Source organism: Enterobacter sp. CGMCC 5087, from assembly GCF_003144775.1.
Classification (GTDB): domain Bacteria; phylum Pseudomonadota; class Gammaproteobacteria; order Enterobacterales; family Enterobacteriaceae; genus Enterobacter; species Enterobacter cloacae_M.
In genome coordinates this window covers 1-8,430 of sequence record NZ_QFXN01000089.1, presented here as the reverse complement: position 1 = coordinate 8,430, position 8,430 = coordinate 1, and the positions used below count along the sequence as shown (strand labels likewise).

Annotated in this window: 8 protein-coding genes and 1 other annotated feature; of the genes, 1 reads left to right on the top strand and 7 read right to left on the bottom strand. The window is 58.5% G+C overall.

Annotated features, from left to right (window positions below; translation table 11 throughout):
* The coding region (ybaL, locus tag DEO48_RS08215; RefSeq protein WP_109844850.1) for a YbaL family putative K(+) efflux transporter at positions 1–1,360 on the top strand (1,360 nt) is incomplete at its 5' end.
* 91 nt (positions 1,361–1,451) lie between these two features.
* Here ybaL and DEO48_RS08210 read toward each other — a convergent pair.
* From DEO48_RS08210 to DEO48_RS08180, 7 genes are all read right to left on the bottom strand, one after another.
* Entirely contained in the window at positions 1,452–2,756 is a 1,305-nt protein-coding gene (locus DEO48_RS08210) for an inosine/guanosine kinase (RefSeq protein ID WP_109844849.1), read from the bottom strand.
* Between the two features lie 62 nt (positions 2,757–2,818).
* A complete protein-coding gene (gene hemH, locus DEO48_RS08205) occupies positions 2,819–3,781 on the bottom strand; it encodes a ferrochelatase (RefSeq protein ID WP_109844848.1) in 963 nt (320 codons plus the stop codon).
* Between the two features lie 124 nt (positions 3,782–3,905).
* Positions 3,906–4,550, bottom strand: a complete 645-nt coding sequence (adk, locus tag DEO48_RS08200) for an adenylate kinase (protein ID WP_006809841.1) — start codon at positions 4,548–4,550, stop codon at positions 3,906–3,908.
* Between the two features lie 194 nt (positions 4,551–4,744).
* Complete coding sequence (gene htpG / locus DEO48_RS08195) at positions 4,745–6,619, bottom strand: molecular chaperone HtpG (protein ID WP_023310609.1); 1,875 nt, start codon at positions 6,617–6,619, stop codon at positions 4,745–4,747.
* Between the two features lie 110 nt (positions 6,620–6,729).
* The gene (recR, locus tag DEO48_RS08190; protein ID WP_008499298.1) at positions 6,730–7,335 is read right to left on the bottom strand and encodes a recombination mediator RecR; all 606 of its coding nucleotides are present in this window, start codon (positions 7,333–7,335) and stop codon (positions 6,730–6,732) included.
* Positions 7,335–7,667 carry a YbaB/EbfC family nucleoid-associated protein gene (locus tag DEO48_RS08185; RefSeq protein ID WP_003858972.1) on the bottom strand — a complete coding sequence of 111 codons (333 nt, stop codon included), beginning with the start codon at positions 7,665–7,667 and terminating at the stop codon, positions 7,335–7,337. The genes recR and DEO48_RS08185 overlap by 1 nt, the downstream gene beginning before the upstream one ends.
* Positions 7,668–7,721: 54 nt before the next feature.
* Positions 7,722–8,430: DNA polymerase III subunit gamma/tau C-terminal domain-containing protein (locus tag DEO48_RS08180; RefSeq protein ID WP_309136799.1), on the bottom strand; the 709-nt coding region annotated here is incomplete at its 5' end.
* Positions 8,328–8,392 (bottom strand) — a sequence feature (DnaX frameshifting element). Its footprint overlaps the gene before it by 65 nt.

Below are 8,430 nucleotides of genomic sequence, written 5' to 3'. Positions count from 1 at the left end.
TTCGGCGGTGCTGGGCTGGTCGTTAATGACCGGTATCGTATTTGGGCTGTGTCTCTCAACCGCCAGTACCGTGGTGCTGCTGCGCGCGCTTGAGGAGAGACAGCTGATAGACAGCCAGCGCGGGCAAATCGCGATAGGCTGGCTGATTGTTGAAGACCTGGTGATGGTCCTGACGCTGGTGCTGCTGCCCGCCGTCGCCGGGATGATGGAAAAAGACAACGTCGGCCTGGCCTCGCTGGCGCTGGATATGAGTATCACCATCGGTAAGGTGGTGGCGTTTATCGCCATCATGATGCTGGTGGGACGCCGTCTGGTGCCGTGGATCATGTCCCGCAGCGCGGCAACCGGCTCACGCGAGCTGTTCACCCTCTCCGTGCTGGCGCTGGCGCTGGGAATCGCGTTTGGTGCCGTTGAGCTGTTTGATGTCTCCTTTGCCCTGGGCGCGTTCTTCGCCGGGATGGTGTTGAACGAATCCGAGCTGAGCCACCGTGCGGCGCACGATACGCTGCCGCTGCGCGATGCGTTTGCCGTGCTGTTCTTCGTCTCCGTCGGGATGCTGTTCGACCCGCTGGTGCTGATCCAGCAGCCGCTGGCCGTGCTGGGCACGCTGGCGATCATCATCTTTGGTAAGTCGCTCGCCGCCTTCTTCCTGGTGAGAATGTTCGGCCACTCCCCGCGCACGGCGTTGACCATCGCCGCCAGCCTGGCGCAGATCGGTGAGTTCGCCTTTATTCTGGCCGGTCTGGGCATGGCCTTGAACCTGCTGCCGCAGGCGGGACAAAACCTGGTGCTGGCAGGGGCGATCCTGTCGATTATGCTGAACCCGGTGCTCTTTGCCCTGCTGGAAAAATACCTCGATAAAACCGAAACGCTGGAAGAACAGACGCTCGAAGAGGCCATCGAAGAAGAGAAGCAGATCCCAGTGGATATTTGCAACCACGCCCTGCTGGTCGGCTTTGGCCGCGTGGGCAGCCTGCTCGGTGAGAAGCTAATGGCGCAGGGCATTCCGCTGGTGGTGATTGAGACCTCACGCACCCGCGTCGACGAGCTGCGCGCGCGCGGTATTCGTGCGGTGCTGGGCAATGCGGCAAACGAAGAGATCATGAATCTGGCGCATCTGGACTGCGCGCGCTGGCTGCTGCTGACCATACCTAACGGCTATGAAGCGGGCGAGATTGTGGCTTCCGCGCGCGCGAAGTGCCCAACGATTGAGATTATCGCCCGGGCGCACTATGACGACGAGGTGGAGTACATTACCGAGCGCGGGGCAGATAAGGTGGTGATGGGCGAGCGCGAGATTGCCAACACCATGCTGACGCTGCTGGAGAAACCGCCGGTTGAAGAGGCTGTGACGGGGTAGCTTGTGCGGTCTGGTCCCCTCACCCTGACCCTCTCCCACGGGGAGAGGGAATAAACACTAAAAACGGCAACCACAGGTTGCCGTTTTGCTTTTATCTGTCCCAGTAGGCCTCTTCGAGGCTGTCTTCCCGTTCCGGCAGCCCACGCGTTAAGCGCGGGGAGTGCTGGTTCAGCACCTGATAGCTCACGCGGTTGGCATATTTACACACCTGCGCCAGCGAGGAATAGGTCAGCCAGCTGAACTTGTGCTTGCTGGAGTTCGGCACGTTGGTTTTGTGGTAGGCGTTCGCGGTGATGTCGTGCAGCAGTGCGGCCAGCGCGCCGTCGCCCGCACCGTTGGTGTTCATGATCTTCTCCGGCCCGCCCATGTATGGCGCGATATGAGAGTAGATACGCAGCGGATTCAGGCAATCTTTGTAGCGCATGCCGCGGCTGAACTCGTACTGGTTGAACTCGGCAATCGCACCGGGCAGCAGCGGGTGCTGGGTTTTGCGCTTGCTCTCTTCTTCCGTGAAGCCGGCCATATACAGCCCCACCGGGCCAGCGGTGCAAAGCACCAGATCCACCCAGTCCAGCGCTTTGTCAGACGCCAGCAGCGGATCGCTTTCGCCGGTCAGCGCTTCGGCCTCTTCTTCGTTCATTGCCAGAATCGAGACGTGCTCTTTCAGGAACGTCTGCCACCACTCCGGGTTGTCGGCGATAACGAATTTCGTGCCCAGCGTCAGAACGACAGGCACGTTGTATTTCTTCGCGTACTCGATCGCTTTCATGGTCGCTTCCGGCATCGGCTCGCCCGGCTTACAGCGCACCAGGTAGGAGGTCAGCACCAGCGCCGAGGCGCCCGCAATCACCTCTTCCGGAATACTCTCGGCGCGCAGCTTGTTCATATGACCCGGGCTGATGGCAAAAGTACGCTCGCCGGAATCGCTAATCAGCGTAAAGCAGCGGCCAATAGGCCCGTCGACGCCCTGAAGGTAGTTCAGATCGGTACGGCTGGAGGTGTTGCAGAGATAGCGGTAGGCATAGCCACCGATTTCAATATTGCTGCACATCACGCCGAGCAGCACCGAGCAGTCGTCGGCCAGCACGGAGTAGTTATGCATGGTATTGCCGATGGTGCCACCGGCGAACTGATGGGTAATCAGGTTTTCGCGCACCAGCTCCTGGTACAGCGCTTCGGCAACGTCGTCCTCAATCACCAGCGAGTGACCGGCGCTCAGACCGTAACGGGCGACAAACGCATCATCCACTTTCGCTTCAATGTCCACCAGCGTCTGATCGATACCGACGACCCATGCCGCGCTGGTTTCGTTCTCAGGCTGGATTTGCTGCAGGAGCGGATCGCGGGCATCGACGGGGAAGTAGTGTTTGGATTTGCGTTTACCGGGAAATTTCATGGTCTGAACTGTACGAAGAATATGGGCCGGGAATGGTAGCACAAACCCGGCCCGGAGTGCGATCAGCGGCTGTTCGTTACCAGCGAGACCATCATGTCGATATGCTCAGGCGAGTCGTTAAGCGCCGGAATGTACTCGTACTTTTCGCCGCCAGCCTCAAGGAAAAATTCCCGGTTTTGCACCGCGATCTCTTCCAGCGTTTCCAGACAGTCGGCCGAGAAGCCCGGCGACATCACCTGAATATGCTTCACGCCCTTCTCACCCAGCATTTTGAGGGTTTCATCGGTGTACGGCGTCAGCCACGGCTCGCGGCCGAAGCGCGACTGGAAGGTCATCATCACCTTCTCCGGCGGCAGGCCAAGGGCGGAGACCAGCTCGCGCGTGGTATCGCGGCAGCGCTGCGGATAATCATCCCCTTCATTGGCGAAACGCTGTGGGATACCGTGATAGGAGAGCAGCAGCAGATCCGGCTCGCCGTGCTTTTCAAACGACGCGCGCGCGCTGTTGGCAAGCGCCTGGATGTAGAGATCGTTATCCGCGTAGTCGCGAATAAAGGTCACGCCCGGAAGGCGGCGGCGGGTCGCCAGAATGCGGGCCAGCTCGTCCCAGACGGCGGCCACCGTCGAGCAGGAGTACTGCGGGTAGAGCGCCAGCACGACGATATGGTCCACGCCCTGCGCCAGCAGTGATTCCACCGCGCTTTCGAGGGACGGTTTTCCGTAGCTCATACCGAGCGCTACGGGCATATCCGGCAGGCGGGCGGCCAGCGCTTTTTCCTGGCGACGGCTGTAAACCATCAGCGGCGAGCCCTCTTCCATCCAGACGGACTGATAGAGTTTGGCGACGCGCGGAGAACGAATCGGCAGAATGACGCCACGCAGCAGCGGCCACCACAGCAGTCTCGGGAAATCCACGACGCGCGTGTCGCTTAAAAATTGTCGCAGGTAGCGTTTTACCGCGTCTGATGTAGGTGCTTCTGGAGTGCCCAGATTGGCAAGCAGGATGCCGGTTTTCGCCTGACTCATTCACGCCTCTTAACCATTTGATAGGTTGTCAATTGTAGCGGAAATGCGTTTAAACGAAACCCATTGCTGTAATAGGTAAGATGAGAATATTTCTCACCCGGAAGCCCGGGTGAGAGGCGCGCGATTAGCCGAGGATTTTTTCCAGCTCTGCACGTACGTCAGCCACGGCTTTGGTGCCGTCAACTTTGGCGTATTTGGTGTTACCCGCCTGCGCTTCTTTGGTGTAATAGCCGATCAGCGGCGCGGTCATCTGATGGTATTCCACCAGGCGTTTACGCACGGTCTCTTCCTGATCGTCTTTACGGGTGGTCAGCTCTTCGCCGGTCACGTCGTCTTTGCCTTCAACCTTAGGTGGGTTGAATTTGATGTGGTAAACGCGGCCAGAAGCAGCGTGTACGCGACGGCCAACGATACGGTCAACGATCAGCTCGTCCGGTACGTCGAACTCCAGAACGTAGTCCACGTTGATGCCCGCTTCTTTCATGGCGTCAGCCTGAGGAATGGTGCGCGGGAAGCCGTCCAGCAGGAAACCGTTACGGCAGTCTTCCTGAGCAATGCGCTCTTTGACCAGAGCAATAACCAGCTCGTCGGTCACCAGCTTGCCTGCGTCCATGATGTCTTTCGCTTGTTTACCCAGCTCGGAGCCAGATTTAACAGCGGCGCGCAGCATGTCACCGGTGGAGATTTGCGGAATACCGTATTTCTCCATGATGAACTGAGCCTGAGTTCCTTTACCCGCGCCCGGAGCGCCAAGCAGAATAATACGCATTGCGAAAATCCCCTCAAAAGTCGTTTCAATTTTTCAAAAGCGCTAAACAATACCACCAGAACGGGCATCGCTCAAGGAAGGCGGGAAGGCTGAAACGGTTAACGAGGGGAGATTATTTGGGTTAGTACGGTCTGGTGCCCTCACCCCGGCCCTCTCCCACGGGAGAGGGAGAAGACCAGGGGAGGCGTGGTCAATTACGCCAGCAGCAGCGCATTCACACGTTTAATGAACAGGTTAGGATCTTCCAGCGTGCCGCGCTCGGCCAGCAGGGACTGATCCAGCAGCAGCTCAACCCACTCGGCAAAGCGGGCGTCGTCCTGGGTATCCGCCGCGCGTTTCACCAGAGGATGATCCGGATTAAGCTCAAAGATATATTTCACTTCCGGTACCGCCTGGCCCGCCGCAGCGAACAGCTTCGCCATCTGAGTACTCATTTCGTCGGCATCGGTGGTGACAATCGCCGGAGTGTCGGTCAGACGGTGCGTGAAGCGCACCTCTTTCACGCGCTCGCCCAGCAGGGTTTTCACGCGCTCAACGAACGGCTCCAGCGCCTTCTCGGCTTCTTTCGCGCTTTCGTCCACTTCATCGGCCAGCTTGTCGATGGATTCGTCGGCTTTGGCTACGGACTGGAACGCCTTACCGTCGAACTCGGTCAGGTAGTTCATCATCCACTCATCGATGCGGTCAGAAAGCAGCAGCACTTCGATGCCTTTCTTACGCAGCAGCTCCAGGTGCGGGCTGCTCTTCGCCGCCGCGTAGCTGTCGGCGGTGATGTAGTAGATCTTCTCCTGCCCTTCTTTCATGCGGGAGACGTACTCTTCCAGCGACACGGTCTGCGCGGAGGAGTCGGTGTGCGTAGAGGCGAAGCGCAGCAGTTTGGCGATGGTTTCAACGTTCGCGGTGTCTTCTGCCGGGCCTTCTTTCAGCACCAGACCGAACTGTTTCCAGAAGGTCTGATATTTTTCAGCATCGTCTTTCGCCAGTTTTTCCAGCATCTGCAGCGCACGTTTGGTCAGGGCGTTGCGCAGGTTACGGGTGACGGTGCTGTCCTGCAGAATTTCACGCGAAACGTTCAGCGGCAGATCGTTGGAATCTATCAGACCGCGCACGAAGCGCAGGTAGTTCGGCATGAACTGCTCGGCGTCGTCCATGATGAACACGCGCTGAACGTACAGCTTCAGGCCGTGCTTGTGATCGCGGTTCCACATGTCCCATGGCGCCTGTGCCGGAATGTACAGCAGGCTGGTGTACTCCTGCTTACCTTCCACGCGGTTGTGGCTCCAGGTCAGCGGGTCGGTAAAGTCGTGGGCGATGTGCTTGTAGAACTCGTTGTATTCGTCGTCTTTAATTTCAGACTTATTGCGCGTCCACAGCGCCTGCGCCTTGTTGATCTTCTCCCAGGAGACCACGGTTTCACCGTCTTTCTCTTCCTGTTTTTCAATCTCAACCGGCAGCGCGATGTGGTCAGAATATTTGCTGATGATGGAGCGCACGCGCCAGTCATTCAGGAAATCGTCTTCCCCTTCACGCAGGTGCAGGGTGATTTCGGTCCCGCGATCCGCCTTAGTGATGTCATCAACGGTGTACTCGCCTTCCCCTTTGGATTCCCACAGCACGCCGTTCTCGGCGCTGTCGCCTGCCGCACGGGTGCGCACGGTGACTTTGTCGGCCACGATAAACGCCGAGTAGAAGCCCACGCCGAACTGGCCGATGAGCTGGCTGTCTTTCGCCTGGTCAGAGCCCATGGACTCGAGGAACGCTTTGGTGCCGGATTTGGCAATGGTGCCGAGGTGGTCGATCACCTCGTCGCGGTTCATCCCGATGCCGTTATCGGCGATGGTCAGGGTGCGGTTCTCTTTATTGAACGAGACGCGCACGCGCAGCTCGCCGTCGCCTTCGTACAGGTCTGGGTTAGACAGCGCGCGGAAGCGCAGCTTGTCCGCCGCGTCCGAGGCGTTGGAAATCAGCTCACGCAGGAAAATTTCTTTGTTGGAATACAGGGAATGGATCATCAGGTGCAGAAGCTGTTTTACTTCTGACTGGAAACCACGGGTTTCTTGTCCTTTCATCTATGTCGACCTCAACAATGCCATTTAATGGGGTTTTAAAACGTTGAGTGAGAGATGGGGATAAGGGGGGAAATTTTCAAGCGGAGGCCGCGCGCGCAGCCTCCGTTTGGTCAGAAAATAATCTTGTGACGCCCGGCCAGAGAGTGCGAAAGCGTGGTGCCGTCGACCATTTCCAGCTCGCCGCCCACCGGCACGCCGTGGGCGATGCGGCTGGCGTCAACGCCGTACTGTGAGCACAGTTCAGCGATGTAGTTGGCGGTTGCCTCCCCTTCCACCGTCGGGTTGGTGGCGAGGATGACCTCTTTGATGGTTTCGGACTCAAGACGCTGTTCAAGGCGGTCAAGACCGATATCATCCGGGCCAATACCGTCCAGCGGTGAGAGATGCCCCATCAGCACGAAGTAGCGGCCGGAAAACTGCCCGGTTTGTTCGATGGCGTAGATGTCCGCCGGACTCTCCACCACGCAAATCTGACCGTTTTCCTGACGACGCGGGTTCGTACAGATGTTACACACGTCCTGCTCGGTAAAGGTGCGGCAATCCGCACAGTGACCAATTTCTGACATGGCGCGGGTTAAAGCCTGCGCCAGGCGCATCCCGCCGCTGCGGTCGCGCTGCAATAGCGTAAACGCCATGCGCTGCGCCGACTTCGGGCCAACGCCCGGCAGGCAGCGCAGTGCTTCCATTAACTGCGTGAGCAGCGGACTGGTTTGCATCAGAATGGCATCTTGAAGCCAGGCGGCAGCTGCATACCGCTGGAAACAGAGGCCATTTTCTCTTTCTGAGTTTCGTCGATACGGCGAGCGGCATCGTTAAACGCGGCTGCAACCAGATCTTCCAGCATCTCTTTGTCGTCTTCGAGCAGGCTCGGGTCGATTTCCACGCGACGGCAGTTGTGCGCACCGTTGATGGTCACTTTGACCAGACCGGCACCGGACTCACCCGTGACTTCCAGCTGAGCGATCTCTTCCTGCATCTTCTGCATTTTTTCCTGCATCTGCTGAGCCTGCTTCATCAGGCCACCCAGACCGCCTTTTCCACCAAACATAGGCTTCTCTCTTCTTTCACGTTTAAGGATTACAACCGTAAGTCAGACTCACGATCAAATGGGGCGAATACTCTCTTCATCCAGATCGGCGTCGAAGAACCGGCGCAGGGTCTGAATGTTGTTATCCGCAATAATCGCCTCGCGCGCCTGCGCGAGCTTTTCTTCATAAATGGCCTGGCGCCACTCCAGCGGCGTTTTCACTGCCGGATTATCATCTTCAATGATAGTCAATTCAACCGGCGCGCCCTGTAATGCGGCGAGCGCTTCCGCCAGCGCCTTTTGCGCGCCAGGAGAATTGAGGTGCCGCTGGCCCGGACGCAGGTGCAAACGCACCTGATTGCCGTCCTGCTCTTTCCAGGCATTCAGCGCGACCTGCTCGACCAGCTTCGGCAGCTGGAGTTTGCTGACCTCGGCGGCCCAGGCGTCCCGGGCAATGGACTCTTCGGCAAGCTTCGCGGAAAGCTCCGGCGTTTTCTCATGCTCCAGCGCCTTTTTCAGCGCTTTCGGCGTGGCGACCTCTTCCTTCACCGTTTCAGTGATGGTGGTTGCCTTCCAGCGGTAAGCCTCTTCTTTCACCGGGGCTTTCTGCTCGAGCGCGGACGGTGCCGGACGCGACTGTACGCGCTCCGTTACCGAGGCCAGTCGTTCAAGCGCGGCGTTGTTCACCGGCCGCGCTCTTCCTGGCGCTGCCGGTTCACTCTTTTTTGGTTTGGTTACTCCCTGCGCACGCTGCAGCTGGCTGCGTGCGGCAAGCACCGAACTG

What these genes read in the sequence shown, in the direction of transcription:
- recR (WP_008499298.1), bottom strand. Translation starts at nt 7,335, where the DNA reads ATGCAAACCAGTCCGCTGCTCACGCAGTTAATGGAAGCACTGCGCTGC.
- hemH (WP_109844848.1), bottom strand. Translation starts at nt 3,781, where the DNA reads ATGAGTCAGGCGAAAACCGGCATCCTGCTTGCCAATCTGGGCACTCCA.
- adk (WP_006809841.1), bottom strand. Translation starts at nt 4,550, where the DNA reads ATGCGTATTATTCTGCTTGGCGCTCCGGGCGCGGGTAAAGGAACTCAG.
- htpG (WP_023310609.1), bottom strand. Translation starts at nt 6,619, where the DNA reads ATGAAAGGACAAGAAACCCGTGGTTTCCAGTCAGAAGTAAAACAGCTT.
- DEO48_RS08210 (WP_109844849.1), bottom strand. Translation starts at nt 2,756, where the DNA reads ATGAAATTTCCCGGTAAACGCAAATCCAAACACTACTTCCCCGTCGAT.
- DEO48_RS08185 (WP_003858972.1), bottom strand. Translation starts at nt 7,667, where the DNA reads ATGTTTGGTGGAAAAGGCGGTCTGGGTGGCCTGATGAAGCAGGCTCAG.